22 protein-coding genes and 3 pseudogenes are annotated in these 24,758 nt (G+C 57.2%); 10 read left to right on the top strand and 15 right to left on the bottom strand.

Annotation, left to right across the window (positions count from 1 at the left end; translation table 11 throughout):
• Positions 1-3 precede the first annotated feature (3 nt).
• The 4 genes from kdpA to AC1MDT_RS10545 all read right to left on the bottom strand — a co-directional run bounded on the left by kdpA (position 4) and on the right by AC1MDT_RS10545 (position 4,483).
• Complete coding sequence (kdpA, locus tag AC1MDT_RS10560) at positions 4-1,776, bottom strand: potassium-transporting ATPase subunit KdpA (RefSeq protein WP_480421965.1); 1,773 nt, start codon at positions 1,774-1,776, stop codon at positions 4-6.
• The gene (gene kdpF / locus AC1MDT_RS10555; RefSeq protein ID WP_480421964.1) at positions 1,773-1,865 is read right to left on the bottom strand and encodes a K(+)-transporting ATPase subunit F; all 93 of its coding nucleotides are present in this window, start codon (positions 1,863-1,865) and stop codon (positions 1,773-1,775) included. The genes kdpA and kdpF overlap by 4 nt, the downstream gene beginning before the upstream one ends.
• 322 nt (positions 1,866-2,187) lie before the next feature.
• On the bottom strand, positions 2,188-3,546 hold the full coding sequence (gene chrA, locus AC1MDT_RS10550) for a chromate efflux transporter (RefSeq protein ID WP_480421963.1): 1,359 nt from the start codon (positions 3,544-3,546) through the stop codon (positions 2,188-2,190).
• Positions 3,539-4,483, bottom strand: a complete 945-nt coding sequence (locus tag AC1MDT_RS10545) for a chromate resistance protein ChrB domain-containing protein (RefSeq protein WP_480421962.1) — start codon at positions 4,481-4,483, stop codon at positions 3,539-3,541. The genes chrA and AC1MDT_RS10545 overlap by 8 nt, the downstream gene beginning before the upstream one ends.
• Before the next feature lie 441 nt (positions 4,484-4,924).
• On the opposite strand from AC1MDT_RS10545, the gene AC1MDT_RS10540 reads away from it, so the two are divergent.
• The 5 genes and pseudogenes from AC1MDT_RS10540 to AC1MDT_RS10520 all read left to right on the top strand — a co-directional run bounded on the left by AC1MDT_RS10540 (position 4,925) and on the right by AC1MDT_RS10520 (position 8,313).
• A complete protein-coding gene (locus AC1MDT_RS10540) occupies positions 4,925-5,830 on the top strand; it encodes a LysR family transcriptional regulator (protein ID WP_480421961.1) in 906 nt (301 codons plus the stop codon).
• A 101-nt stretch (positions 5,831-5,931) separates the two neighbouring features.
• On the top strand, positions 5,932-6,582 hold the full coding sequence (locus AC1MDT_RS10535) for a DsbA family oxidoreductase (protein ID WP_480421960.1): 651 nt from the start codon (positions 5,932-5,934) through the stop codon (positions 6,580-6,582).
• On the top strand, positions 6,579-7,718 hold the full coding sequence (locus AC1MDT_RS10530) for an FAD binding domain-containing protein (protein WP_480421959.1): 1,140 nt from the start codon (positions 6,579-6,581) through the stop codon (positions 7,716-7,718). Before AC1MDT_RS10535 ends, AC1MDT_RS10530 begins: the two co-directional genes overlap by 4 nt.
• A 45-nt stretch (positions 7,719-7,763) precedes the next feature.
• Positions 7,764-7,871: pseudogene (locus AC1MDT_RS10525) on the top strand (tautomerase family protein); the annotation flags it as partial.
• A gap of 112 nt (positions 7,872-7,983) precedes the next feature.
• A complete protein-coding gene (locus tag AC1MDT_RS10520; RefSeq protein ID WP_480421958.1) occupies positions 7,984-8,313 on the top strand; it encodes a DHCW motif cupin fold protein in 330 nt (109 codons plus the stop codon).
• 174 nt (positions 8,314-8,487) lie between these two features.
• Here the strand turns inward: AC1MDT_RS10520 and AC1MDT_RS10515 are convergent.
• Positions 8,488-8,568: pseudogene (locus AC1MDT_RS10515) on the bottom strand (isochorismate-pyruvate lyase); the annotation flags it as partial.
• 275 nt (positions 8,569-8,843) lie between these two features.
• Positions 8,844-9,716 (bottom strand): LysR family transcriptional regulator, encoded by an 873-nt coding sequence (locus tag AC1MDT_RS10510; protein ID WP_480421957.1) that lies wholly within the window; start codon positions 9,714-9,716, stop codon positions 8,844-8,846.
• A 186-nt stretch (positions 9,717-9,902) separates the two neighbouring features.
• Between AC1MDT_RS10510 and AC1MDT_RS10505 the strand changes: the two genes are divergently transcribed.
• Entirely contained in the window at positions 9,903-10,901 is a 999-nt protein-coding gene (locus AC1MDT_RS10505) for an NAD(P)H-quinone oxidoreductase (RefSeq protein WP_480421956.1), read from the top strand.
• A 609-nt stretch (positions 10,902-11,510) separates the two neighbouring features.
• Positions 11,511-12,383 (top strand): DNA/RNA non-specific endonuclease, encoded by an 873-nt coding sequence (locus tag AC1MDT_RS10500; protein ID WP_480421955.1) that lies wholly within the window; start codon positions 11,511-11,513, stop codon positions 12,381-12,383.
• Between the two features lie 50 nt (positions 12,384-12,433).
• On the opposite strand, the gene AC1MDT_RS10495 is transcribed toward AC1MDT_RS10500, so the two are convergent.
• Entirely contained in the window at positions 12,434-13,327 is an 894-nt protein-coding gene (locus AC1MDT_RS10495; RefSeq protein ID WP_480421954.1) for a LysR substrate-binding domain-containing protein, read from the bottom strand.
• 117 nt (positions 13,328-13,444) lie between these two features.
• Between AC1MDT_RS10495 and AC1MDT_RS10490 the strand changes: the two genes are divergently transcribed.
• Complete coding sequence (locus AC1MDT_RS10490) at positions 13,445-14,119, top strand: cysteine hydrolase family protein (protein ID WP_480421953.1); 675 nt, start codon at positions 13,445-13,447, stop codon at positions 14,117-14,119.
• On the top strand, positions 14,116-14,454 hold the full coding sequence (locus AC1MDT_RS10485) for a GYD domain-containing protein (RefSeq protein WP_480421952.1): 339 nt from the start codon (positions 14,116-14,118) through the stop codon (positions 14,452-14,454). Before AC1MDT_RS10490 ends, AC1MDT_RS10485 begins: the two co-directional genes overlap by 4 nt.
• Positions 14,455-14,493: 39 nt before the next feature.
• Here AC1MDT_RS10485 and AC1MDT_RS10480 read toward each other — a convergent pair whose 3' ends face one another.
• The 8 genes and pseudogenes from AC1MDT_RS10480 to AC1MDT_RS10445 form a co-directional block, all read right to left on the bottom strand.
• Positions 14,494-15,684: a cation:proton antiporter gene (locus AC1MDT_RS10480; RefSeq protein WP_480421951.1), complete on the bottom strand. Its 1,191-nt coding sequence runs from the start codon at positions 15,682-15,684 to the stop codon at positions 14,494-14,496.
• Between the two features lie 14 nt (positions 15,685-15,698).
• Positions 15,699-15,800, bottom strand: a pseudogene (locus AC1MDT_RS10475) (Crp/Fnr family transcriptional regulator); the annotation flags it as partial.
• Positions 15,801-15,948: 148 nt separating this feature from the next.
• Entirely contained in the window at positions 15,949-17,178 is a 1,230-nt protein-coding gene (gene arsJ / locus AC1MDT_RS10470) for an organoarsenical effux MFS transporter ArsJ (RefSeq protein WP_480421950.1), read from the bottom strand.
• A gap of 11 nt (positions 17,179-17,189) precedes the next feature.
• Complete coding sequence (locus AC1MDT_RS10465; protein WP_480421949.1) at positions 17,190-18,194, bottom strand: ArsJ-associated glyceraldehyde-3-phosphate dehydrogenase; 1,005 nt, start codon at positions 18,192-18,194, stop codon at positions 17,190-17,192.
• A gap of 67 nt (positions 18,195-18,261) precedes the next feature.
• On the bottom strand, positions 18,262-18,612 hold the full coding sequence (locus AC1MDT_RS10460) for a metalloregulator ArsR/SmtB family transcription factor (RefSeq protein WP_480421948.1): 351 nt from the start codon (positions 18,610-18,612) through the stop codon (positions 18,262-18,264).
• A 233-nt stretch (positions 18,613-18,845) separates the two neighbouring features.
• Positions 18,846-20,432, bottom strand: a complete 1,587-nt coding sequence (locus tag AC1MDT_RS10455) for an arylsulfatase (protein ID WP_480421947.1) — start codon at positions 20,430-20,432, stop codon at positions 18,846-18,848.
• Positions 20,433-20,738: 306 nt separating this feature from the next.
• A complete protein-coding gene (locus tag AC1MDT_RS10450) occupies positions 20,739-22,325 on the bottom strand; it encodes a class I adenylate-forming enzyme family protein (protein WP_480421946.1) in 1,587 nt (528 codons plus the stop codon).
• A gap of 134 nt (positions 22,326-22,459) precedes the next feature.
• Positions 22,460-23,218: an enoyl-CoA hydratase gene (locus AC1MDT_RS10445; RefSeq protein ID WP_480421945.1), complete on the bottom strand. Its 759-nt coding sequence runs from the start codon at positions 23,216-23,218 to the stop codon at positions 22,460-22,462.
• A 428-nt stretch (positions 23,219-23,646) separates the two neighbouring features.
• Between AC1MDT_RS10445 and AC1MDT_RS10440 the strand changes: the two genes are divergently transcribed.
• Positions 23,647-24,693, top strand: coding sequence for an AraC family transcriptional regulator (locus AC1MDT_RS10440; protein ID WP_480421944.1), 1,047 nt, complete (start codon positions 23,647-23,649; stop codon positions 24,691-24,693).
• Positions 24,694-24,758: the final 65 nt, after the last annotated feature.

The raw sequence follows: 24,758 nt of genomic DNA, 5'->3' as shown, positions 1-24,758 counted from the left end.
GTCTCACTTGATCAATATGAGGTGTTCGACGACGGGGCCCAGCGCGAGCGCCGGCACGTAGTTAAGCAACCCGACCAGCAACACCGTCCCGATCAGCAGCACCACGAACAGCATCCCGTGGGTGGGCATCGTGCCGCCGGTGACCGCCAGGCGTTTTTTCCCGGCCAGGCTGCCGGCGACGGCAAGCACGGGGACGATCACGCCGAAGCGACCGAACCAGCAGCCGATAGCCAGCATGATGTTGTAGAACGGGGTGTTGGCGGACAGCCCGGCGAAGGCGCTGCCATTGTTGTTGGCTACCGAGGTGAAGGCGTAGAGGATTTCCGAGAAGCCATGGGCGCCGGGGTTGGCGATGCCCAGCCTGCCGGCGTCGGCCATGACCGCGATGGCGGTGCCGAACAGCACCAGCAACGGCGTGGCCAGAATCGCGATGGCGACCATCTTCATCTCGTAGGCTTCGATTTTTTTGCCCAGGTATTCAGGAGTCCGGCCGATCATCAAACCGGCGATAAACACCGCGAGGATCGCGAATATCAGCATGCCGTACAGACCCGAGCCGGTGCCGCCGAACACCACTTCACCCAGCTGCATCAGCACCAGCGGCACTGCGCCGCCCAATGGAGTGAACGAGTCGTGCATGGCGTTGACCGCACCGCAGGAAGCGGCGGTGGTCACCGCGGCGAACAGGCTGGAAGCGCTGATGCCGAAGCGCAGTTCCTTGCCCTCCATGTTGCCCGCCGCCGTATCTATCCCCATCGCGGAAAACTGCGGGTTACCCAGTTGTTCGTAATGGGTGACGGTCACCACCGCGATCACAAAGATGATCGTCATCGCCGCCAACAGCGCCCAGCCTTGGCGGATGTCACCCACGATGTGGCCAAAGACGAAACAGAGCGCGGTCGGGATCAGGAAGATCGCGATCAGTTGGAAGAAGTTCGTCAGTGCGGTCGGGTTTTCATAAGGGTGTGCCGAGTTGGCATTGAAGAAGCCGCCGCCATTGGTGCCGAGCATCTTGATCGCCTCTTGTGAGGCAACGGGGCCCATGGCGATGGTTTGCTTGTCGGTGCTGGCGGCCACGGTGACCGGACTGCCCTGGGCATCGAGCTTGGGCTGACCGGCATCATTGAGCACCGGGGCCTGATACTGCATGACCTCCATCGTCGTGACGTCCTTGTAAGGGTCAAGATTCTGGATCGCCCCTTGGCTGACAAAAAACAGCGCGAAGATCAGCGACAGCGGCAGCAACACCCACAGTGTGATGCGGGTGAGGTCCGTCCAGGCATTGCCAATACTGGTTGCACTGTGGCGCGCGAACCCACGAATCAGGGCGACGGCCACCACAATCCCGGTCGCGGCCGAGAAGAAGTTCTGCACCGTCAGCGCGAGCATCTGGGTCAGGTAACTCATCGTCGATTCGCCGCTATAAGCTTGCCAGTCAGTATTGGTGACGAAACTGGCGGCGGTATTGAACGAAGAGTCCGGCGTAACGGCGGGAAATCCCTGAGGGTTGAAGGGCAGGACACCTTGCAGCCGTTGTAATGCGTAGACGGCCAGTAACCCTAGTGCGTTGAACAGGATCAGGGCCAAGGCGTACTGAAGCCAACCCATTTGCGTTTCAGGTTTGACGCCGGCCAGGCGATACAGCGGCGACTCGATGCGCGAGCCGAAGGCAAACCGGCCCTCCATCACGATGGTCAGCCAACGCCCAAGCGGCCAGGCCAACAGACCCAGCGCCAGCAGAAAGATCCCAAGGAGGATCCAGGCTTGAGTCGTCATAGGAAGTCCTCCGGAAACAGCAGCGCGGCGATCAGGTAAACCAGCAACCCGACAGCAATGATGCCGCCGAACAGATAAAAGCCTGTCATGACCGTCTCCTGTCGAGCGCCGCACAGCCGCGCGCCAGGCCAACCAGGATGATGAAAAACAGAGCACCAAGTACCAAATAGATGAAGTCCATGGCATTTCCTCCGGTGATGAGGGGAGCCTAGTTGGATGTTTGGTAAGTTGTTAACAGGATGGGGGGCAAGCGCATAAAGATCTTGTAAAGGCCCTGCTCAAGTACGGCTGGCGCCGCAGAGTGCCGTGTGGGTGCCGGGTCTGAAGAGATGCAGGGGGGATCATGCCGGTGCGCTGGGTCATCCGGCAGGCCCGATGCCTGCCAGAGAACGGTTTACCCACTCACGCGTTCTAGCGCAGCAGATGCACTGCCAAACCAGTGAGCGCGCAGGCCATCAGTACTTGAATGACGCCACGCTTGAAGCGAAACAAGGCAATCGCGGCGGCAATGGCGATCAGTGCAGAGGGCCAGTCGAGGGTGCCGCTGAACCCTTTGGGCCACAGCACGTGATAGCCGAAGAACACCGCCAGATTGAGAATGACCCCAACGACCGCCGCAGTAATCCCGGTAAGCGGTGCGGTGAACTTGAGTTCGTTGTGAGTCGCCTCCACCAGCGGACCGCCGACGAGGATGAACAGGAACGAGGGCAGGAAGGTGAACCAGGTCACCAGAGTGGCCGCGACGGCTCCGGCGAGAAATACATGATCGGCGCCGAACACTTGCAACACATAGGCACCGATGAAACCAACAAAGGCCACGACCATGATCAGCGGCCCTGGCGTGGTTTCCCCCAGTGCCAAGCCATCGATCATTTGTGTCGGTGTGAGCCAGCCATAGTGACCTACTGCGCCTTGGTAGACGTAGGGAAGCACGGCATAGGCGCCGCCAAACGTCAGCAGCGCCGCCTTGGTAAAGAACCAGCCCATTTGGGTCAAGGTGCCCTCCCAGCCAAAGAGCGTGGTCAAGATCCCCATTGGCAAAACCCACAGCGCCAAGCCGACGAGTACCAGCAGCGCCAGTTTTGCCCAGCTGAATCGGGCATGGTCAGGGGACGGGGTGTCGTCATCGATCAAGGCTGGGCCATAGGATTTTTTGGTAGCGCTGTGACCTCCGGTCCTGAATTTCTCGGGAGCCAGGCGGCCTCCTGCATAACCGATTAACGCGGCGCCCAGCACGATCAGCGGGAACGGCACATTGAACACGAAGATCGCGGTGAACGACGCCGCCGCCATCGCCCACAACCAGTTGTTCTTCAGCGCGCGCGAGCCGATTCGATGGGCCGCTTGCACGACGATGGCCGTCACGGCGGGCTTGATACCATAGAAAAGCCCGGCCACTGCCGGTACTTCGCCGAAGGCGATGTACATCCAGGACAGCGCGATCAGGATGAACAGCGACGGCAGCACAAACAACACGCCCGCGATCACGCCGCCCCGGGTTCGGTGCATCAGCCAGCCGATGTAGGTCGCCAGCTGCTGAGCCTCCGGCCCTGGAAGCAGCATGCAGTAGTTGAAGGCATGCAGGAATCTGCGCTCGGATATCCAGCGTCGCCGTTCTACCAACTCCTGGTGCATGATCGAAATCTGTCCCGCTGGCCCGCCGAAACTGATAAAGCCGAGCTTCAGCCAGAACCAGAACGCTTCACGCAAGCTGATCGCCACCGGCATCGATAGATCCTCCTCAACCTTTGAGGCCGAAACCTTACTCATGGGGTTGTTCCTCTTTCACAAACCCGGCGAGCAGGCCGTTGAAAATGGCGCTCGCAGCCGCCAGCAATTGGTCGTCGTGGGTAATGGTTTCGCGCAGCCCTGCCAGCACGCGCTCGATACCGGCAGCCTCCACGGGCTGAATGCCTCCGATATCGAGGTAGTGCACCAAGGCCGCGATGCGGTTCAGGCCTGGCGCTTGAAGTTCAAAGCTGGCTTGCAGGGTTTCGAAGGTCACGCGATTGCCGACATGACTGAACGTCGCGTCATCGAAGTCGAAACCCAGTGCATCGGCGGGACAGTCCTGTGGGCTATCGAGCCAGATGATCCGAGCCTGTGGATCAATGAAGCGCCGAATCAGCCAAGCACACGCCAGTCGGTCGACCCAGGGACGTTTGCGGGTTGCCCAGGTACGGCCTTGATAGTCGCCACGGTCGAGTGCCGTTATAGGCAGGTCGCGGCTACGGGGTTCATCAGCTGACAACGCCCTGCTGATAGCCGTCTCAAGCTCCTGCAAGACTGCGTCAACCTGCTGCTTCGGCTGACCCGGGAAATAATCGATGTGGGTGAGTTGTTCGTAGGTTTTGCGTAGCTTGCGAACTTGTCTGGTGGTGGCCAATGCGTTTTCTGGATTGAGCTGCCCACGGCATTCTTCGATCTCTGCGCGTAGTTTGCTGTAGTCATCGCTACGGTCAAACAACTCGACAAAGCGCTCACCGTCAGGATCGACGACGGGCAGGATATAAGCAGTGCCATTGATGGCCAAGATGTCGCGCTCAACAGACGCCAGTGCTTCACGGCAGACGGGGGTATCAGGCAACAGGTAGGCACCGTCGCGCAAGACTGCCGCGCCGCAAGCTTTCAAGGCACGCCAGGCTCGCATGCGCTCGGTGGCATTGGCAGTGGGTAAGCCAAGAATAAGCGTTAGCCAATTTTTCATGTAGAGTTAGCTATTTATTGTGTAGATATATTCACATTACTTTCTTTTTTGGCGTATGGAAAGCCGTCCTTCGTTGCAAGAGACTTTTGCGAAGCCTGATGAATGAAAGCTCATGCAGCCAGGGGGGAGGGCGCGCCAGTAGCAATGGAGTTTCAACACGGGAATGACTGCTTTTGGCTGTGGATTCAACCGGTCGATGCAACAGATTGGCTAAATCGTTCAGTGGGCGTTTCGTAGTTTAGTGTTTTCCGAGGGCGGCTATTTAGCTGCCTTGCCACTTCATTGAGCGTGGCTTGCGAGTGATCCGCTCGCCCATCAGCGCCTTTAGCCGGTGTTCAATCTGCTCACGCTACTCGAACCACTGAACCTTTGGTTTGCCAGACAGAGAGCGTTACGCTGGGCGACGAGTTTTTTAGCCCGTCAATTTTCAAGGAGGCTCAATTGGACAAGTTGCTCGCCCTGCACATGTTCGTCCAGACCGTGGACGCCAAAGGCTTTTCCGCGGCCGCGCGACAGCTTGGGTTAGCGACGTCCACCGTGACAAGAATGCTCGATGGACTGGAGACCGAGCTGGGTGCGGTGCTGCTCAATCGCTCCACCCGACAGGTCACGGTGACCGATGCCGGCGCGGCATATTACCTGAAAGCCCGGGAAATTCTCGAGGCTATGGCCGATGCCGATGCGTCAGTCACCGACCGTGGCGAGGCGCCTGCCGGGCAATTGCGCATCTCCGTGCCAGTGGCGTTCGGCCGTCGGCTGATTGCGCCGCATATTGGCGTGTTGCTCAAGCGCTACCCGAAGCTGGGGCTCGACATGACCCTGACCGACGACATTGTCGATCTGCTGGGCGAGCGCATCGACTTGTCGATTCGCCTGGGCTCGGCGGCGGCCATGGATGGCGTCGTTAGCCGGCCGGTCGGCGAATTTCGCCGGCGTGTGGTCGCCAGCCCGTCTTACCTGCATGAACGTGGATTTCCCGAGCAGCCGATAGACCTATTGCAGCATGAGTGCCTGCGCTTTAGTTATGGCCCGAAGCAACAGCTCTGGACGTTTCTCAAGGGAAAAGAGGAACGCCGGGTGCCGGTCGATGGACGTTTCAAGAGCAACAATGCCGAGGTATTGCGGGAAGTGGCGCTGGAGGCAGGCGGGGTGGCGCTGTTGCCCGACTGGCTGGTCCATGAGGACGTAAGCAGTGGCCGGTTGACCGCGTTATTCGAACACTGGGTCGTCAATCCAAATAACGCCAGCTCGGCGATTTCCGCGTTGTACCTGCCCAATCATCGCGGCTCGAAACGGGTCAATGCCTTTATCGATTTTCTGGATGAGATACTCGCACCGAGTCGCTGATCGTTGCCCGCAACGCAATGCAACGTTGCGCCGCCGGTGGATTCTCTGAACAAGCGTGCAGGCCTAACGTGAAGGCCTGAACACCTTCAACGGAGACCACCATGAAACGCCAATCATCCCTTGCTGACATTCAAGTGACCTATGATTTTATCTGCCCCTGGTGCTGGATCGGCGGTGAAAACCTGGTTCGCGCCATGGCAGCTACTGGCCTGTCAGGCACTCGTCGCATCACCTATGTTCCTTATCAGCTGAACCCGAACATGCCGGTGCAAGGGATGGACCGCAAGGCCTATCGCTCGGAAAAGTTCGGTAACTGGGCGCGTAGTCAGGCCCTGGATGCACAGGTCACCCAGGCTGGCCGCGCGGTGGGCCTCGTCTTTGACTACGAGCGCACTGAGAGAACCCCAAACACACTCGCTGCGCACCGGTTGATCTGGCGTCAACAGCAGTCCGACACAGATGCGTCCGGACTGGTGAAGGCGATTTTCAGGGCCTATTTCGCCGAAGGGCGTGACATCGGAGACGTTGAAGTGTTGGCCGACATCGCGGGCGAAAACGACCTCGACCGAGCCCTGACTCTCAGCTTTCTGAAGTCCAGTGAAGGCCTCGCCGAGGTCCTGGCTTTGGAAGCAGCGGCCAAAGCCAATGGTGTGCGTTCGGTACCCGACTTGCGGATTGGTACAGACGCCATCAGTGGCGCCCAACCGGTGGACGTGATTAGCCACAGCCTGCTCGCGGGAGAGCGTTCATGAGCCTTGCAAACGCACCCAAGGCCCTGGTGATCGGCGGCTCCCTCGGCGGTTTGTTCGCAGCCACGGCGTTGCGGGCCATCGGTTGGCAGGTCGAGGTGTACGAGCGCTCCCCCGCGGCGATGGACAGCCGCGGCGGTGGCATCGTGCTGCAACCGGACGTTCTCCAGCACTTGCGCTTTACCGGGATCAAACCGGCCAAGGCATTGGGCGTGCGCTCCCATGACCGACTCTACCTCGATCGCTTGGGCGCGGTGGTCAGTCAACAACAGATGCCGCAGACCCAGACCTCCTGGAACACCCTCTACAATACGCTGCTTGCCGAGTTTCCGGCCGAGCACTACCACCGAGGCATGAAGCTGGTCAGTTTCACCCAGCACAATGGCCGGGTAACTGCTCGGTTCGAAGATGGCAGCAGCGCCGAGGGCGACTTGTTGATCGGTGCTGACGGCGCCGGTTCGACCGTCCGCAGCTTGCTGCTGCCGGGAATGGAGCCGTCGTATTCGGGCTATGTGGTCTGGCGCGGTCTGGTCGATGAACTGCGACTGCCCGAGTTCGCCAAGGCGCAGATCTACGAGGATTTTGTGTTCCAGCAGGATCCCGAGTCGATGATGCTGGAATACATGGTGCCGGGAATCGACGGGTCGGTAACCCCCGGTGAACGTCGCTTCAACTGGCTCTGGTACCTGAAAGCGGAGCGTGGCCTGCCGCTGGACAAGGTGCTGACCGACCGCGACGGTCATCGGCGCAGTCACTCCATTCCACCGGGTGCCCTGGCGGCAGAGCAAGAGGCGTGGATTCGCGCCAAGGGTGAAGCCTTGGCCAATCCGGCCTTTCGCGAGCTGATTCGTCAGACCGACGATATTTTCGTCCAGGCGATCCTCGATTTCAGCGTGCCGCGCATGGTGTTCGGCCGCGTGCTGCTGACCGGCGACGCCGCTTTCGTACCGCGCCCGCACACCGCCGGCAGCACGGCCAAGGCAGCGGCCAATGCCCTGGCGCTGGCCCAGGCCCTCGACAAAAAAACCGACTTGGACACCGCGCTGCACGCCTGGCAGCACCAACAGCTCGACGAAGGCCGGCGCATGGGCGAGTGGGGCGTGCGGATGGGTAACCGGATCATGGGCATCGCCCAATAAACTCTATTTTCTGGAGAGCCGAGATGCTCGATGTTGACGTTTGGGGTCGACAGACTGGGCCGGGCGCCAGGAATCGACGCTGAGGATGTCATGGTGGTGATTACCACCACCGCGGCAGAGGAGTGGTCGTTTGGTGGTGGGCGGGGCAACTAGCCTTCGGGTTTTACACTTAACCCTGTATTCCGTAAATGCGGACCATCTGTGTCTATCGGCAGCATGGCCAGGTTGATACGGTCCGCATTCACTGTATTTCGATGAGGCAACAATGGATCTCACTGCTATCCCATTTGGTACTACCGACTGGTCGACTATCGAACCTGTAAAGCATCCCGGACAAACAGGCACAGCCTATTGGCGAACCTGCCAGTTTGGTTCGACGCGTGTGCGGATGGTTGAATACAGTCCCGGATATCTGGCCGATCATTGGTGCTGGAGAGGTCATATCCTGCTGTGCCTGGAAGGTCAGTTGCACACTGAACTGGAGGATGGTCGTCAATTCACGCTCACTGCCGGGATGAGCTATCAGGTGGGCAATAATGCTGAAGGGCACCGGTCGTTCACCACCACCGGCGCGAAGTTGTTCGTTGTGGATTAGCAGCGTGGGAACCTCACTCCATACCGCGCCACTTCAACCTTTTTTTGCGGTCTCTGCGGCCACATCTTTGGGGTATAAGTTAGAACTACGCGAGTGTCTGCTATTGGCTGTGGATTCAACCGGTCGACGCAACAGATTGGCTAAATCGTTCAGCGGGCGTTTCGTAGTTCAGTGTTTTTCGAGGGCATCGATTTCGCGTCGGATGTCCTCCATGCCCGCACACTCTGCGGGTTGCAACTGATTGATGACTTCCATGTAGGTGACTCCGTTTATTGAAAAAGTGATGAGCCTTCGGAAGAGGATCGCCGCGGCATCTCCGTGCGTGATACACGCCCGAATACCATAACATCCGCTGTCCGCAGCACGAGGAGCGGTCTTTGACTAAGGCAGATCGGCGAACTATTTAAGCCACGTTACTCGATTAGATCATAGGTAACAGTGTCAGCCCGTTGGGTGGCTGCGCTGGAGATGGACTTTATGTCGAAACTTTCCCCACTGTACTCATCGCTCCATTGCGGATTGGAGCCTGACTATTTTGTGTGAGTTGCGTGATCTTCGAACGCGCAGACGATGCCATCAATCATGGCTGCGATGCGCGCGGTGTGCCGAAGGTCTTGATGCGTGACGAGCCAGACTTCATAGACCGTCCCTCGTGCGGGTTCCGGCCATATCTGCACGAGGCCATCGTGTTCAGCCAGATGTATTGGAAGCTCGCCGATGCCGATGCCGGCCTTCACCGCAGTACGTAGCATGAGGCTGGAATTGAAGGTCGATACGACGCGCCCCGCGTGTATCGGTTCGCCAGCAAGCGTCGGTGATCGATTACCGGCCCAGAGGACAAGATCGTGGCCCGCGAATGCGCTGCCAACGACGGGCTTGCCGTGTCGCTCTACATAAGCGCTCGATGCAAAAAGCGCCATGGGCCACCGGGCAATGCGGCGCGCGACAAGATCGGGGTTGTCCGGCCGGACTGACCGGACCGCGATATCCGCTTCACGCTTTGCCAGGTTTAGCATGCGTGTCGAAGTGTCCAGCAGGACGCGCACTTCGGGATGCAAGGCATGCAGTCGTTCGATGGCGGGCAGCAGGAACTCCAACGCGATCAAGTCGGTACTGGTGACGCGCACGTCCCCCGCAAGCCGTGTATCCGTACCTTGAGTTTGCCTGACGAGCTCGTGTGCGAAGTGCTCCATTTTTTCCGCTGATCTCAGCGCGACCTCACCAGCGGTGGTCAACGCGTAACCCTCAGACGTGCGCAGAAAGAGCGTTGCACGTAGAGCATGCTCCAGTGCCGCAATCCGCCTGCCGACCGTTGCCTGATCGAGATTGAGCGCTCGGCCCGCTCCACGGAGCGTTTTTTCACGCTCCACCGCTAGAAACACTCTCGCATCATCCCAATTCATCGTGCCCTCCTGCTGAAGCATATTTGCATCTCACGACAGGGATAATGCTGCACGCCAGCATCAGTGTCGATACCTATACTGCGCTGACTTGGGGGCCTCGCTCACTGATCCGCACGGATCAATCGAGCATCATTTTTTAAAGGAGTGACAGCCATGTCTGTTCCAACTTATCGCGTACCGTCCCACATGACGGCCATTGAAATTCAACAGCCCGGCGGCCCTGAAGTCCTGGTACCGACTACGCGCTCGGTGCCGACGCCAACCGCCGATCAGGTGTTGATCCGCATCCACGCGGCGGCCGTCAACGGACCGGACGTGTTCCAGCGCAAAGGGTTGTACGATCCACCCGCTGGCGTTACGGACATTCCAGGGCTGGAGGTTTCAGGTCAGGTCGTCGCCGTTGGCTCCAACGTGTCCAACTTCCAGATCGGTGAGCTGGTGTGTGCGTTGATTCCTGGCGGTGGTTACGCAGAATTTGCAGTCGCGGATGCCTGCAACACGATGCATATCCCTAAAGGCCTGTCGCTCTTGGAAGCGGGGGCTATGCCCGAAACGTTTATGACGGTATGGCTGAACGTTTTCCAGCGCGGCAAGCTGGTTGCTGGTGATTCGGTGTTGGTCCATGGCGGCGCGTCGGGTATCGGTACCACGGCGATCATGCTGGCGAAGGCATTTGGCGCGTCGAAAATCATCACGACAGTCGGCTCGCAGGCGCATCAGGAGGCCAGCCTGGCGCTCGGTGCGGACATCGCGGTTAATTACCTCGAGGCCGACTTCGTCACCGAAACGAAGCAGTCCACCGATGGAAAAGGCGTCGATGTGATCCTCGACATCATTGCCGGCGACTACGTGCAGAAAAACTATGACGTCGCTGCCATGGACGGTCGGATTCTTCAGGTCGGTGTGATCAAGGGCCCGGCGAAGGACCTCAACGTCGTACCGATGATGATGAAACGTCTGACGCATATGGGCTCAACCTTGCGATCGCGCACATCCGCGGAAAAGGCGACCATCATGAATGAACTCGAGCAGCAGGTTTGGCCGCACATCGAGAGCGGCAAGATCAAGCCGGTTATCTACAGGACCTTTGCGCTCACCGACGCTCGTGGCGCGCACGAGCTGATCGATTCCGGCACGCACTTTGGAAAAATTGTCCTGACGACAGGCGCAACGCTCATCGGCTAAAAGCCTGGCGTTTCACCAAACCGGCGAACCTCTGCCGGTTTGGTGCATTTCACCCCTTTACCCGCACATTGACAGCCATTAAAAAGACAGCCCTTTGGGTAATGCCGATCAGTTAAGCCATAACTCGATCCGTAGCAGCTGGCGAAGCCTGCGTCCGGCTGCGCAGCAGTCGTAAATCCTGAGGGCGCGGTGAGTCTGACGCACCGCATTGTCTGGCTTTACGACTGCTGCGCAGCCGGACGCAGGCTTCGCCAGCTGCTACGGGGTATGTGTTGCTGCTGATTTGCTTAACTGATCGGCATTAGCCCTTTGGCAGCGATAACATCGTTTCTCGGGCGAGCAAGTTGGGTGCACATCGTTTACGCGGCACTTGTCATTACGCAGAATGTAAACGCTGCTCAGCACTAATCTGAGTTGTAATGGTCAATAAGTCCCGCACGACCGTCAGCGGTCGTGCTGCTCGGAGCCGACCGGATCAGCATCGGTATTTTGAACAAGGACATTGAAAACATGCTCGCTGCACTATAACCAGCCACTGCCTCCACCTGGTTCCGTGAATCGGGACTCGCTATACGTTTGCCCTTCAATCCAATTCGAAGATTTTAAAGCATGTACCTACGCAAAATTGCAGTTGGGCTGTCGGCCCTTGTTTTGCTCTCGACCGGGGCAGAAGCCCGCAGTCTGCTGGATCTTATAAAGCCACCCACCCAGCATCAGGAACAAGTATCACGCTCGGGCTCGATCAGCCAGAACGCGGCGCTGGACCTCTATTCAAACAAACAGAAACAGGCATCGTTCGACGGCTGTGCTGATCTGTTTCCGGCTGCCAATCCAATCAACATGGCCACAGTGCCTGCAACAATGAAACCCTTGGCCCTGTGTTCCGACAACTTTGCGGTGCTGTACTCGCAAACCAGCAAGACGCCGCTGGTGGTGGTAGAGCGTCTTAATGCAGCCCAGCTTCAGGACGCAAAAGGCGAGGAGCGCACCAACCAGTTCTATCCGGACCCACGCATCCCCAAGAGCGGGCGGGCAGAGTTGAGCGACTACCGTAGCCAACACCCGGCGGTGGACCGTGGTCACCAATCCCCGGCAGCCGATGCACCGAGCCCCAATGCAATGGCCCAATCCTTTGCGCTGTCGAACATGGTGCCGCAAGACCCAACCAACAACCGGAAGATCTGGAGCAAGGTCGAGTCGGATGTCCGGAAGTTTGCCAAGCGAGCCGATGGTAATGTTTTTGTCTTTACCGGCCCGCTCTTTGACCCAGGCCACACTACCGTTGGCGACAACAAGGTCTGGGTGCCGACGCGCCTGTTCAAGTTGGTTTACGACGCATCGTCCAAGCGGGCCTGGGCTTATGTATTGCCCAACGCAGAAACCCGTATCGAGAAACCGATGGACTATGACGCTTTCGTGAAAAGTACAGGGCTCAAGTTGTTGGGGAATCTACCGGTCACAGGTTCTGTAGGGCGCACTTGATGGGTTGAGGGCTGAGGACCTGCGGGAGCGAAACCATGCCAGCGCTTGTTCTAGCTTCTTTTCAGGTATCCCCGCAGATAGTCGGCGAGTGCTGTCGTAAGTTCGGCGGCACTGCTTTCTACCTTCCACACGAGAAAGTAAGCGTTGGTTGCCTCTAACGTCGTTGCGAATGGCCGAACCAGACTGCCTTCGGCCAAGTGAGCTTGCGTGACCACATCGGAGAGCAAGGCAATTCCCTTTCCCTGGACAGCTGCCGCTATCGCATGGGCAGCGGAGGGTACTTTTACCCGGATGTTGTCGGCGAGTTTTACCCGTGCAGCCAGTGACCATCGGCTCCACTGCTCGCCGCCATCTTCGTGCAAAAGCGCGAAGCCATGGAGCTTGCGATCTCGGCTGGACAGATCCATTCGACCGAGCAGGGTGGGAGCGCACACCGCGCAGAGCCGGACTTCACTGAGTCGCTCCCAGCGCCTGCCGGGGAACGGCGGCTGGTCGTAGACGACTGCAATATCATTGGCATGCCAATCTACTTCTGCACACGTAACCGCCTGATTAATCGACAGGTTGGTCATATTGCGGCTGATCGCAAATTCGACAATCGCGGCCGTCAGCCAAGCGATGCCGATAGAGGGGGGAAGTGATACCGACAGTGAGCGTTCCTTTGGCTCGCCTTCGCGCTCAACCGCAAGTCGTACCAGGTCCGACAAAGTTCCTAATGCATCAGACACGGATTGATAAAACTCATGCCCGGTTTCAGTCAGTGTCACATTCCTGCCAGTGCGCGCGAATAGCTGAACGCCGGTGATGTTGCTCAGTTTCTTTAGCTGCAATGAAATCGCGCTTGGGCTGAGATGGAGTTCGTCTGCGGCACCGCGCAGCGTGCCGAGCCTGGATACCGCTTCGAAGGCTCGCAGGTAAGGAAGAAACGCCAGTTTGTTGGTCACTGAAAGGCTCTGCGCAGGTAGCAATTGATTAGCTGATTAAAACAATAATGTGCTGGATTAATCGCTTTAACTCACGATACCCGATTGCTAGGCTGACTTGAAACCCAGGAGGAAACCATGATTACTGCTCAGCCTTTCAATTATCCCTACGACGGCAAATTGGTGCCTGCGGCAACGGCATTGCTGGTGATTGATCTTCAGGAGGACTTTCTGTCCAACACGGGCTACTTCGCTCGAAGCGGATACGATCCAACGCCTTTAAGGGCAATTCTCCCCACGGTAAACCAATTGATCCAAAAGGCCCGATCAGTGGGAATACAGGTCATTCACACCCGGCAGGGTTACCGGGGCGACCTGGCTGACATGACGCCCTACGAAAGATGGCGTCGGCGACAGGCCGGGCTTGAAGGTACTGACGTGTTACTACGCTCCAGTCCGGGCTTTCAATTGGTGGCCGAACTGGATGTGGGGGGCGATGACATCATCGTCGACAAAACCTGCAACAGTGCCTTCACCTACACCGAGCTTGAGCACATTCTGCGTGCGCGTGGCATTACCCATTTGCTATTCAGTGGCTGCACAACCGACGTCTGTGTGCATACGACCTTGCGAGAAGCGTGTGATCGCAACTTCCAATGCCTGACTATCGCTGACGCGTGTGCCAGCGGTGACCAGTACGCCCACGATGCCGCGTTGTACATGGTGACCGTGGAGAACGGAATTTTCGGCGCACTCACTGATGCTGCCGCCGTGCTGGAAGGACTGGCTCGACTCGATGGTCAGACGCTATGAAGTGCTCGGACCCGCTCACCGTTGAGGGTGTTTCGCAGTGCTATATATCGCTGATGAAGCTCACGCCCAAAGGCTTGGCCGAACTCCATGACAGCCCATCGCGGCGGGCAATGAGTGAAAGTCGTGTAGCCCGCCAAGGAGGGCGCTCTCTGGCGTTTTACGCAACCCTTGGGGAGTACGACTTTGTCCAGGTATTCGAGATGCCCAGCAATCAGGCAATGATGCAGTATGTGCTCACCGCACGCCGCGATGGCTATGTAGAGCCTCTGGTGCTTCCCGCGTTCAGCCATGAAGACTTTGACCGAATCCTGGCGAACCTGGCCGAATTGGCTTGATCTGGTCGGTCCCGCAAACGGTAGTGTTTCTGACCAATATCAGTGATCACGACTGGCCAGCCGTGCAACCCATGGATTGGCACTCAGACCATGCAATATCACGCTGAGTAAAACGGTACAGACAGCAGCGGCCACCAAGGTACGACTGGCTTGAAGAGGGTAGGCCAGTATCATGACGGCGAAGACAATGCTGGCCAGGCCTCGCGGGCCGAACCAACCGATGAAGAGGCGGGTTTCGAAATCGAAGCGGGTTCCCACCAGACTGATCAGCACGGGCAGTATGCGAATCACGGTCAGGCTGAGCACCGAGTAAAGCCAGATGTTCAGTGTGAGACTGCTCCAGGCCCAAGGGATCACCAGTGCGCCAAATATGACCCAGGTAATGACTGATAACAGGCTGGCGAACTCATCGCTGGCCTTGAGCATCTGGTGCTTTTGCTCGGTAAACAGAAAACTTGCGAACAACCCACCAACGAACGCGGCGATAAACCCGCTACCGCCTAGTGTTTGCGCGGTGGCAAAGCACAGAATGGCGAGCCCGGGCAGGGTCAATTGTGACCACATGGGCGTTTGCCAACGGTGTTTTCCGGAGTAGCGCTGCAACAGCCAGGCGATGAGCGTAAGGGCGATACCGATGCATGCACCGATGCCCAGTTCCTCGATAACCAACTCCGATGCCAGTGAGAGAGGGGACTGCGTTTGCTCTTCGACCAGCAATGCCAAAAACATCAGCAACACTGGAACGCAGATCCCGTCATTCAACCCGCTCTCAACGTTTAACCCTTCACGCACGGGTGCGGGAACCTTGCTATTGCTGACAACAGCTTTACCGAGCGCAGCATCGGTGGGCGCCAGAAGGGTTGCCAGTATGGCCAATTCCAACGGCGGAACCTGTGGGAACAGCCAGACGCCGACTAGCCACCCACCCACTATGGTCAGTGGTAGCCCGATCATCAGCAAGCGTAGCGGCAGTCCTTCATTGGCCCGCAGGACCTTGAGGTCGGCGTTCGCCGCATCGCTGAACAGAACAATTGCCAATGTCAGTTCAGCCAGGAGCTTGAGGCCATCCTTGTCAATCCGGGGTTGCAGAATGCCCAGAAATGCCGGGCCGAGAATCAGACCGACAAGCATGAACATAAGCGGGCCATTGAGCAGGCGTGACTCAAAACGCCCCGCAAATATGCTGTAGGCAAGGAGGAAGGCGGCAAGCAGCGCTATGTTCTGATACATCAATGACCTGCCTGTTCCGGGATGCTCAAGCCGATCGGCAGGCACAGTTCCAACACGCTGCAGTTGGAGCATGCAGCCTGGTGGTACTGAATTTGAAGGGGACGGGATTCAGGCATGAGAGATGACGCCTCATGGGGGTGTGCTTAGCATAGGTGGTGGCCCTACGGATGCGCATCTCATTCGGGGGTTCGCCGGTAGAATAGACGAACGGGAAACCCGCCGGCCTCCAGCGGCATGGATCGATATCGATAGCCCCCCCGGGATTCATGTCGACGGTATCGCTTCGGCGTGCCTGGGCAAGGCGATAGAAATTAGCGCGGCCAGCATGACAAAGGCCGTAGAAACCCACAGGCAAGCCTCCAGTCCCCAGGATTGGTAAATCCAGCCGGACAGCACCGTGCCAAGCAGCCGCCCGAGTGCATTGGACATATAGTAGAAACCAACATCCAGCGATACTCCGTCCTCTTTGGCATAGGAGACGATCAGGTAGCTGTGCAAGGATGAGTTGACCGCGAACAGCGCACCAAACACCGTCAACCCGGTCACGAGTACAGCCTGAGGAGGCCAGCCCGCCGACAGACCGAGGGCGATAGCGGCCGGCAGGCCGGCCAGCAACGCCGCCCAAACGAAGGCCGCTCGCCCATCCGGGACGTGGCTACGCGTCTTCCCGGTGATGTTCGGGGCGAGAGACTGGACGATGCCGTAGCCAATAACCCAGGCCGCCAGAAACCCACCCACCCACCAAAAATCCCAGCCCAATACTTCACTCAGGTACACCGGCAAGGCAACGACAAACCACACATCGCGAGCACCAAAGAGAAATAGCCGCGCCGCCGAGAGGATGTTGATTGCCCGGCTCTTGGAAAGCATCTCGCGAAACTTCGGCTTGGCTTTGGCTTTGCCCAGATCCTTTTTCAGCAAAAACAGGCTCGCCATCCAGATCAGCGCCAATACCGTTGCCATCAGGAGCACGGCCCCTCTGAACGTCAGCCATGCCAGCAAGGCGCCGCCCAGGAAGAAACCCACACCCTTGAGAGCGTTTTTTGAGCCGGTGAGGATGGCTATCCACTGATAAAGCGTGCCTTGCTGCTGGTCGGGCACCAGGAGTTTGATCGAACTCTTGGCGCTCATCTTGTTGAGGTCTTTGGCGATACCAGACAACGCTTGAGCACCCATCACCCAAGGGATGGTCAGCCAGGTGGCAGGCACGGTGAGCATTAGTAGGGCAGCCACTTGGAGGCCGAGACCGATGTTCATCGTGCGATTCAAGCCAAGGCGAGCTCCCAGGTAGCCGCCCACCAGGTTTGTGATGACGCCGAAGAACTCGTAGAACAGGAACAGCGCGGCAATTTGCAGCGGCGAGTAGCCCAATGTGTGGAAATGCAGCACCACCAACATACGCAGCGCGCCATCGGTGAGGGTGAAGGCCCAGTAGTTGCCGGTGACCAGCAGGTACTGCCGGATTTCCGGGGAAAGGGCTGACAACGCCTTCATGATCGCTCCTGTTAACCGGCCGAACCAACCAGCTTGGCCAGTTCGACAACGCGGTTGGCGTAACCCCACTCATTGTCGTACCAGGCGTAGATCTTCACTTGGGTGCCGTTCACCACCATGGTCGAGAGCGCATCGATGATCGAGGAGCGCGGATCGGTGCGGTAGTCGATCGACACCAACGGACGCTCCTCGTAGCCGAGGATGTTTTTCAACGAGCCCGCGGCCGCAGCTTTGAGCAGGGCATTGACCTCGTCCACCGACGTCTCACGCTCTACCTCGAACACGCAGTCAGTAAGCGAGGCATTGGCCAGCGGTACACGCACGGCATGGCCGTTCAGGCGGCCACGCAACTCCGGGAAAATTTCAGCAATCGCTGTCGCCGACCCCGTACTGGTCGGGATCAGGCTCATGCCCGAAGCACGGGCACGACGCAGGTCCTTGTGCGGCTGATCGAGAATGCTTTGCGTATTGGTCAGGTCGTGGATCGTGGTGATCGAACCATGGCGGATACCCAGGTTTTCGTGGATTACTTTGACCACGGGAGCCAGGCAATTGGTGGTGCAGGATGCGGCGGTAACAATTCGGTGCCGAGCTGGATCGAACAGGTGCTGATTGACGCCCATGACGATGTTCAGCGCACCCTGTTCCTTCACCGGTGCACAGACCACCACGCGCTTTACACCTTGTTCCAGATACGCCTGAAGCACGCCAACGGTCTTCATTTTTCCACTGGCTTCGATGACCAGATCGCAGCCGGACCAGTCAGTGTCGGCAATGGATTTGTTGGCCGTCACCCGAATGCGTCGGCCGTCAATGACCACGCCATCACCATCGGCGCTGGCTTCGTTGTGCCAACGGCCGTGCACCGAGTCGAAATTGACCAGGTGCGCATGGGTGATAGCGTCGCCAGAAGGGTCATTGATTTGCACGAACTCAAACTCGGGCCAGTGCCAGGCCGCGCGCAAGGCAAGACGACCAATACGACCGAAACCGTTAATACCTACTTTGATGCTCATGGCGTTGTTCTCTTTCGTATGCTGTCTTCGGAGGGGCAGGACTGGCCTGATCGAACTGGCTGTTACGTTAGCAGCAGGCTGCCCCGCGTTCAGGGCGGTCACCCATTTGATCAAGACGCTTTTCATCCTGGCTCAACCAGTGACGGTTGGCGTCGAGTGTCACCTGGAGCACGTCGAAGACCCACTGTGGAAGTTCAGGGTGCAGCCGGTAGTAAATCCATTGATTTTGACGGCGATTTTCGAGCAGGCCGCAGGCGCGCAACTGAGCCAGGTGGCGTGAAATCTTGGATTGACTGTCATCTAGCGACCAGATCAGCTCACACACGCAGAGCTCGCCTTGAGCACAGAGCATCAGCATGATCCTGGCGCGGGTTTCATCACCCAGGCATTTGAAGACAGTGAAAGGTAGGAGGCTCATGGCACTGCTCGTATATTCGATAATCCGAATATACAGATATTGTTGAATAGAGAAAATCCCCCCTGTGAATACCCAAGCCCGGTGAGTTCTGTCAGGCCAGAAATTGACTTGTCGTAGTGATATTGAATGCTTGGAGGGCACGCTGAGTGTCGGCTTCCATTGCGCTCGGTCAGTCAACGCAACAGGACGTAGACGGGGGAGCCGCCCATTATTTAATGGGCGGCGGACTGACATTATTGCTTCGATTGCTCTTTCATTTTTTCAGCGATTTTTTCATCTACCGCAGCACGGATCTGATCAATGCTGAAACTGGCCGGTTTCTGGCTAGGCGGGTACTCAATGAAGGTCTGGAGGAACCTCGCAGCCTTCATGGTCGCTATCCCGATGAGATAGACGTTCTTGGCCGTCCAATCGTAGTACTGATCGGAGACTACGTCCGCACGTTCATAAGGGTCCATGCGCAGGTTGAAGATTTTCGGTACGCGCAGTTGGACGAACGGGTTGCTCCAGACTTCAAAGCCACCAGGGGCACGCTGTTCGGCGAACACCGCTTTCCAGTCCCCGAAGCGCATGGCAACCAGCATGCCATCGTCGTTGAAGTAGAAAAACTCGTGACGCTCGCCTTTTGGCTGCTGACCCGTCAGATAAGGCAACTGATTGTAGCCATCCAGGTGCACCTTGAAGCTGGTATTACCGGCAACCGGCGCCCAGCCTTTGAGCAGTTTGTCCTTTACACCGGTATCGCCGGCAGCGGCCAACAAGGTGGGGAACCAGTCCAGGCCGGAGAACATTTCGTTGGACACTTCACCCGGTTTGATCTTGCCCGGCCAGCGGACCAAGGCGGGTACGCGGTAAGCGCCTTCCCAGTTGGAGTTCTTTTCGTTACGGAACGGTGTCGTTGCCGCGTCCGGCCAGGTGAACTGGTTCGGGCCGTTATCGGTGGTGTAGACGACGATGGTGTTGTCGGCGATTTTCAGGTCGTCGAGGGTTTTAAGCAGTTTGCCGACATCGCTGTCATGTTCGAGCATGCCATCAGCATACTCATTACCGGGCATGCCGCTCTGGCCCTTCATCGAATCGCGCACATGGGTGAATGCGTGCATTCGGGTGGTGTTCATCCAGACGAAAAACGGTTTGTCGGCCTTGGCCTGTTTCTCCATGAACGCCTGCGCGGCGGCGGTGGTTTCGTCGTCGATGGTTTCCATGCGCTTGGCGGTGAGGGCGCCGGTGTCTTCGATCTTACCGTCGGCGTAGCTATGAATCACCCCGCGCGGGGAAAATGCCTTGACGAAGTCCGGATCATTCTTGGGCCAATATGGACGCTCGGGTTCTTCTTCTGCGTTGAGGTGGTACAAGTTGCCGAAAAATTCATCGAAACCGTGGTTGGTCGGCAGGTATTCATCCTTGTCGCCCAAGTGGTTCTTGCCGAACTGGCCGGTCGCATAACCCTGGGACTTGAGCGCCTGGGCAATGGTAATGTCACGCTTTTGCAGGCCTATCGGCACGCCCGGCAACCCCACTTTTGTCAAGCCGGTACGCAACGGTGACTGGCCGGTGATGAAGGATGAGCGTCCTGCCGTGCAACTGTTCTCCGCGTAGTAGTCGGTGAACAGCATGCCTTCCTTGGCAATCCGGTCGATGTTGGGCGTCTTATAGCCGACCACGCCCATCGAATAGGCACTGATGTTGGTCTGACCGATATCGTCGCCGAAGATCACCAGAATGTTGGGTTTTTCAGCGGCCCCGGCAGTTGCCGAAAGCGCCATGACCGACGTCGCCACCAGGGCGAGTCTCGGTAACCATTTGCGTATGCGAGTCATCTGACTTGCTCCTTTTACTGACTGGAGTCGCCTTTAATGCGACCAACGTTACTGTTTTGAGGCTCGAAGAACAGCGCTGAACCAAGACGCTGTCCAAGGTTGTTCGCGGGGTATAGCCAGCCATTTGGTTGGACTTTCTGTGTGTTCGGTCGCTCTTTGGCGTTAACGCTTTAAGGGCCGCGATCAATGGCTGAAGGAGAAAATAGAATGAACAAGAGACAGCGTGGCAATACTGTCGCAGGCATAAGGAACTCTATTTATGAGAAAGCACATAAGTGCGTTCTCTTTGCACTTGTGTGGTCGAGATCAATTGATCTGCCTGCACATGCCTTTCCAGTACTTGTCCTTTACGTTGCGCCGTACCACCTTCCCGACGACCGATGTCGGCAATTCGTCGACAAATATCAACGATTTTGGCGCCTTGTAACTGCCGAGTCTGGCTTTGGTATGCGCGATGAGTTCTTCCGCCGTGACCGTCTGGCCGGTGCGCAGGATGACTTCGGCATGTACGGCCTCACCCCATTCAGAGTGTGGAATGCCGACCACGGCGGCCATCATCACGGCAGGGTGAGACGCCAGCGCCGCTTCGACTTCGACCGCGTAGACATTGAAGCCACCGCTGATGATCATGTCTTTCATCCGGTCGACGATGTAGAGATAGCCGTCTTTATCGATATACCCCAGGTCACCGGACTTCCACGCGCCATCTTCGAACTCTGCTGCGGTAGCTTCCGGATTGTCGTAATAGCCTTTGATAATGGCCCGACACCGTATGCGTATTTCGCCAGTCTCACCAAATGGCAATGGTTTGCCATTTTCGTCGGCGACAAAAATTTCGACCCCAGGCGTGGTGCGGCCAGCCGATGACAAGTGTTTGATGGCCGCTTCATTGCCTGGATGGTGATCTGCCTTGTCCAGGACCGAGATGAACATTGCTGCTTCGGTTGCGGCATATACCTGGACAAAAATCTGCCCAAAGCAATCAACCAACTCACTGAGCTTGGCCGGACTCATTGCGGCGGCGCCATAGACCAGTGTGGTCAACGACGAGAAGTCGCGCGGGTTGGTACGCTGCAGTTCGAGCAGACGATACAGCACGGTTGGCACCAGGAACGAATGGGTGACTCGCTCGGTTTCGACCACTTGCCGCCAATACTCCAGATCCAGCTGGTTCATCGTGATGTTGGTTCCACCCGCATAGAAGGTGGGAACCAGAGACATCATGGTGCCATGAGAAATAGGTGACACATGTAATAGACGCGTCGCACTGCTGAAGTCCAGATCGGTATTGATGAAACCACCGTCGCGGCAGGCCATCAGGTTCTCGATCGAATACATGGCGCACTTGCTCTTGCCGGTAGTACCGCCCGTGAAGCGGAGCATGAAGATATGCGTGTTGGTATCTAACTCGACGTCGTTATCGCGATCGGAGGCCGCTTCGATCATGTCCCAGAAACAGTGCACGCCAAGGCGCGGCGTTTGAGTCTCGGCTGGCGCATCCATCAACACGATCTCGCATTGATGACTGCGCAACATGTCGTAATAACTGTCGAGCAGGCGCGTTTCGATGAACACAACCTTCGGCTTTACCATTTCCACCTGGCGCGAGTGTTCCTCCATTGAATCACGCAGATTGGACATGACCACCGTCCCTTCCTGCTTGAAGACGGTGGGAAGCAGCATCAGGCTGAGATTGTCGTTTTCCAGAATCAGCATGAATTTATCGCCATAGCCAACCTCCAGCGCGGTGCGCAAGACGTCGGCAATGCGGTTGGTCAGCAGGTGATATTCTTCATACGTGTAGCGTCGATTGCGTTCGACGTTGACGATAGCCTCCTGATTGCGAAAACGTAGTGCCAACAAGTGCATTACACGACAAAAATTCATTTTCATTATTGTTCTGGCTCCTGAGTCGCTCTAAAAATTCTCGGGCAATAACTCGGCTGTGCACCGCATTTGTGTGCATCGGAATTTCTAAGGTTTATGCCGGGAAATGATTGATGCCACGCCTTAGCGTCACGATTCGGTCAATTAAAGTGAGAGAAGTCCGGCTGGCGTTTCTGAATGAAAGCCGTGATCGCTTCTTTGACTTCCGCGCCATCAACCATTGACATCAGATGGTCCATTTCCAGCTTGTTCGCTTGATTGGCCAACTCGAGGTTCCATCGGCGCATCAACATTTTTGTCGTCCGCACGGCATGAGGTGCTTGTGCTGCAATAGCCCTGGCTTTGCTTCGCGCAAATTCTTCGACTTGGGCATTTGGCAATACTTCATTGACCAGCCCGTATTCACGCGCCTGTGCGGCATTGATTGCGTCACCTGTCAGCAGCAGGGCACAAGCACGCTGGTGTCCCATCATCTGTGGCAAGACATAAGAAGAACCCAGCTCCGGGCAAACGCCGAGACTGACGAAGGGCGTGCGCAGCATCGTCTGTTCGCCGCAGTAGACCAGATCGCAATACATCAGCAGGGTCAAACCGATGCCGACAGCCATGCCACATGGCGCCGCAATCACAGGTTTGGTGCAGTGCATGATCGCGTCGATGAAACGTCCAAGTGCACCATCCAAGCCATCGGGAGCATCGGACAAGTCGTTGCCGCTGGTAAAGCAGTCGGTCTGACCGGCCAACAGGATCACCCGCACTTCATCGTCTTCCTGCCCCTGCAGGATGGCGTCGGCCAACGTCGCGTACATAGACGTGGTCAGCGCGTTCTTCTTTTCAGGGCGATTGAAACGGATAGTCAGTATGCGATCCGCCTGTTCGATCAAAATGGGGGTGTTCACTGTATTTGCTCAATAAAATTCATTGTTGTTGTGAGCCGGCGGGCCACCGATCGCGCTAGAACCGGTTCATCCGTGATGTCGCCGATCTTCATTGGCTGGGAGTCAGTGTTTAACGTTTCCTCGCAAAAAACCGGTCATTACAGCGCAATTGATGGTCTGCGCGGGACACCTTGGTGATTGCTACAAGGGTTCACGTGGCGCTGTGTAGCCGATATTTGTCGTCTATCCCGGAATCGTCGCTTTTGCCGCTGATTCCCTGAAGGCGCAGGCACGTCGCTGGATGTAAAGTGTTGGCAGATAGTGCTATCGCCGATAGGAAAGCAGGCTCCAGATCGAACTTCGATGAGGGGCCTGCGTTCAAGCAGAAGGCTTGATCTTACGGGTGGGTATGCAGACGCGTTTATCGTGCACACAGGGAGGGGGGCAGAATGAAAACCACAATGCAGGCGGTCGGCGCGCAAACGTCTTTGCTTGAAAGCGCGCACCAACCCACCACCATTGCTAGCTACGCGCTGCCGATCGCCCAGGCATTAGAAGCCAGTGGGATCGACAGTGCGCGGTTTTTTCAGTCCATTGGAATTCCTTCGGATTTGGCCATCGCCCCTCTGAATCGTCTACCGACGACCACGTTGGCGCGGCTATTCCGGGCTTGCGTAAACGCCACCAACAATCCGTATTTCGGTTTGACGGTCGCCAGATTCATTTTGCTCAACCATTTCCATGCACTGGGTTATGCACTGGGAGCCAGCAGTACGTTGATGGATTTCTGCCGGCGTTTGGAGCGCTATTTTCGACTGGTCTCCCATGTGGCCAGGATCAGCGTGACCTTGGCCGATGACGAGGTCTTGATGCGCCTGGAGTATCCGTATGAGGTCGGTGGTGAAACCGAAGACGCCTTTTTCGCTTTTCTGATAAGGATCATGCGCATGCTTTACAAGCCTGAGTTCAATCCGATCCGACTCGAGCTTTGTCGACCAATGCCACTTGAGGGCGCCGCACCCTATGAGGCAGTGTTTCGCGCTCCCGTGAGTTTCTCAAATACGACGAGTCTGCTGGTTCTCGACAAGGCTAGTCTGTTGCAACGTCTGGACGGATCTAATCCAGAGCTGGCGCAGGTTCATGACGATATTGTCATTAGTTATCTGGCGCGCCTGGACAAAAGCGATGTGATCACGGGGGTGATACAGAAGATCATCGAACTGCTGGCCGAAGGTGATTGTTCCCGAGATAAGGTGGCGAGTGCGCTATGCATGAGTTCGACCAATCTGCAGCTCAAGCTGTCGAAGCGGGGCATACACTTTCAGCAGTTACTGGATGACACCCGTAAAGAGCTAGCCTGCAATTATCTTCGCCGGCCTTCACGGTCGGTGACAGAAATTGCCTTTCTGCTTGGGTTTAGCGATACCAGCAACTTCACACGGGCTTTCAAGCGCTGGACAGGACTATCAACCAAGGCGTTTCGCTTGCAATTATGAGCGTTCCTCAAGAATCCAGTAGGTCGACTGCGATGCAGCGGTGGTTACCTGTCCACAGTCTGCTC

It is taken from the genome of Pseudomonas sp. ASL7, from assembly GCF_056680375.1.
This window is presented reverse-complemented; position numbering and strand designations above follow the sequence as displayed.

What these genes read in the sequence shown, in the direction of transcription:
- kdpA (WP_480421965.1), bottom strand. Translation starts at nt 1,776, where the DNA reads ATGACGACTCAAGCCTGGATCCTCCTTGGGATCTTTCTGCTGGCGCTG.
- kdpF (WP_480421964.1), bottom strand. Translation starts at nt 1,865, where the DNA reads ATGACAGGCTTTTATCTGTTCGGCGGCATCATTGCTGTCGGGTTGCTG.
- chrA (WP_480421963.1), bottom strand. Translation starts at nt 3,546, where the DNA reads ATGAGTAAGGTTTCGGCCTCAAAGGTTGAGGAGGATCTATCGATGCCG.
- AC1MDT_RS10545 (WP_480421962.1), bottom strand. Translation starts at nt 4,483, where the DNA reads ATGAAAAATTGGCTAACGCTTATTCTTGGCTTACCCACTGCCAATGCC.
- AC1MDT_RS10535 (WP_480421960.1), top strand. Translation starts at nt 5,932, where the DNA reads ATGAAACGCCAATCATCCCTTGCTGACATTCAAGTGACCTATGATTTT.
- AC1MDT_RS10530 (WP_480421959.1), top strand. Translation starts at nt 6,579, where the DNA reads ATGAGCCTTGCAAACGCACCCAAGGCCCTGGTGATCGGCGGCTCCCTC.
- AC1MDT_RS10520 (WP_480421958.1), top strand. Translation starts at nt 7,984, where the DNA reads ATGGATCTCACTGCTATCCCATTTGGTACTACCGACTGGTCGACTATC.
- AC1MDT_RS10510 (WP_480421957.1), bottom strand. Translation starts at nt 9,716, where the DNA reads ATGAATTGGGATGATGCGAGAGTGTTTCTAGCGGTGGAGCGTGAAAAA.
- AC1MDT_RS10505 (WP_480421956.1), top strand. Translation starts at nt 9,903, where the DNA reads ATGACGGCCATTGAAATTCAACAGCCCGGCGGCCCTGAAGTCCTGGTA.
- AC1MDT_RS10500 (WP_480421955.1), top strand. Translation starts at nt 11,511, where the DNA reads ATGTACCTACGCAAAATTGCAGTTGGGCTGTCGGCCCTTGTTTTGCTC.
- AC1MDT_RS10490 (WP_480421953.1), top strand. Translation starts at nt 13,445, where the DNA reads ATGATTACTGCTCAGCCTTTCAATTATCCCTACGACGGCAAATTGGTG.
- AC1MDT_RS10485 (WP_480421952.1), top strand. Translation starts at nt 14,116, where the DNA reads ATGAAGTGCTCGGACCCGCTCACCGTTGAGGGTGTTTCGCAGTGCTAT.
- AC1MDT_RS10480 (WP_480421951.1), bottom strand. Translation starts at nt 15,684, where the DNA reads ATGTATCAGAACATAGCGCTGCTTGCCGCCTTCCTCCTTGCCTACAGC.
- arsJ (WP_480421950.1), bottom strand. Translation starts at nt 17,178, where the DNA reads ATGAAGGCGTTGTCAGCCCTTTCCCCGGAAATCCGGCAGTACCTGCTG.
- AC1MDT_RS10465 (WP_480421949.1), bottom strand. Translation starts at nt 18,194, where the DNA reads ATGAGCATCAAAGTAGGTATTAACGGTTTCGGTCGTATTGGTCGTCTT.
- AC1MDT_RS10460 (WP_480421948.1), bottom strand. Translation starts at nt 18,612, where the DNA reads ATGAGCCTCCTACCTTTCACTGTCTTCAAATGCCTGGGTGATGAAACC.
- AC1MDT_RS10455 (WP_480421947.1), bottom strand. Translation starts at nt 20,432, where the DNA reads ATGACTCGCATACGCAAATGGTTACCGAGACTCGCCCTGGTGGCGACG.
- AC1MDT_RS10450 (WP_480421946.1), bottom strand. Translation starts at nt 22,325, where the DNA reads ATGAAAATGAATTTTTGTCGTGTAATGCACTTGTTGGCACTACGTTTT.
- AC1MDT_RS10440 (WP_480421944.1), top strand. Translation starts at nt 23,647, where the DNA reads ATGAAAACCACAATGCAGGCGGTCGGCGCGCAAACGTCTTTGCTTGAA.